Origin of the sequence: Pseudoroseomonas cervicalis ATCC 49957, assembly GCF_000164635.1 — a bacterium.
GTDB lineage: Bacteria > Pseudomonadota > Alphaproteobacteria > Acetobacterales > Acetobacteraceae > Pseudoroseomonas > Pseudoroseomonas cervicalis.
Window position 1 is genome coordinate 1 of record NZ_GG771001.1, and the last position, 1,349, is coordinate 1,349.

Below are 1,349 nucleotides of genomic sequence, written 5' to 3' on the forward strand. Positions count from 1 at the left end.
TGCAGCCGGCGGCGGCGCTGCCGGCCGCCGGCCCGGCCCTCACACCAGCTCGGCGAGGGCGGCGCGGCTGAAGCCGCGCAGTTCGTCGCGGCGGCCGTCGCGCACCTTGCGCACCCAGTCGGCGTCGCCGAGCAGCGCGCGCCCCACCGCCACCAGGTCGAACTCGCCGCGCTCATAGCGGCGCAGCAGCTCGTCCAGCGAGGCGGGGCTGGAGGTCTCGCCGCCAAAGGCCGCGATGAACTCGCCGGAGAGCCCGACCGAACCCACGGTGATGGTGGCGCGCCCGGTCAGCTTCTTGGCCCAGCCGGCGAAGTTCAGGTCGGAGCCGTCGAACTCCGCCTCCCAGAAGCGGCGCTGCGAGCAGTGGAAGATGTCGACGCCGGCCTCGGCCAGCGGGCCGAGCCAGGCCTCCATCTCGGCCGGGCTCGCCGCCAGACGGGCGGAAAAATCCTGCTGCTTCCACTGCGACAGGCGCAGGATGATGACGAAATCCTCGCCCACCGCCTGGCGCACGGCGCGCACCACGGCCACCGCGAAGCGGCTGCGCTCGGCGATGGTGGCGCCGCCCCACCGGTCGGCGCGGGTGTTGGTGCCGGACCAGAAGAACTGGTCGATCAGGTAGCCATGCGCGCCATGCAGCTCGATGGCGTCGAAGCCGGCCGCCTTGGCGTCCGCCGCGGCGCGGGCGAAGGCGGCGATGGTCGCCTCGATATCGGCCTCGCTCATGGCGACGCCCACCGGCTCGCCCGGGGCGCGCAGGCCGGAGGGGCCCTCCTGCGGCGCCGGCGCCACCCAGCCGGAGGCGTGCGGGCCGATCGCGCCCATGTGCCAGATCTGCGGCGCGATGCGCCCGCCGGCGCCATGCACCGCCTGCACCGCGCGGCGCCAGCCCTCCAGCGCGGCCGCGCCGTGGATGCGCGGCACCGCCGGGTCGTTGGAGGAGGCGGGGCGGTCGATCACCGTGCCCTCGGTCAGGATCAGCCCGACCTCGCCCTCGGCGCGGCGCTGGTAGTAGCGCGCCACATCCGCACCCGGCACGCCGCCGGGGGAGAAGGAGCGGGTCATCGGCGCCATCACGAGGCGGTTCTTCAGCCGCAGCGACTTCAGGGCGAAGGGCTGGAACAGGGTGTCGAGGCTCATGCGGGATCCTGTCGCGCCGCCCCGCGAGGGGGCGAGGCGGCGCTGCCTGGGGGGAGGGAGGGATTTCTAGAATGGTCGGTATAGAAATCGGATAAAGGCGTGGCGCCCTGCCTGTCAAGAGTTCTATAATGCCCGGTATGGAATGCACGACGCCGCCGACCCCGCCCGCCCGGCGCGGCCGCCCGCCCGGCTTCGACCGCGCCGAGGCG

At 74.1% G+C, this 1,349-nt stretch carries 1 protein-coding gene; it reads right to left on the minus strand.

Going from position 1 to position 1,349, the window contains the following annotated elements; all coding sequences use genetic code 11:
- Positions 1 to 39 precede the first annotated feature (39 nt).
- Entirely contained in the window at positions 40 to 1,140 is a 1,101-nt protein-coding gene (locus HMPREF0731_RS21175; RefSeq protein ID WP_007006288.1) for an NADH:flavin oxidoreductase, read from the minus strand.
- Positions 1,141 to 1,349: the final 209 nt, after the last annotated feature.

Bases quoted from the DNA above. Each gene is read 5' to 3' on its own strand.
- HMPREF0731_RS21175 (WP_007006288.1), bottom strand. From the start codon at position 1,140: ATGAGCCTCGACACCCTGTTCCAGCCCTTCGCCCTGAAGTCGCTGCGG.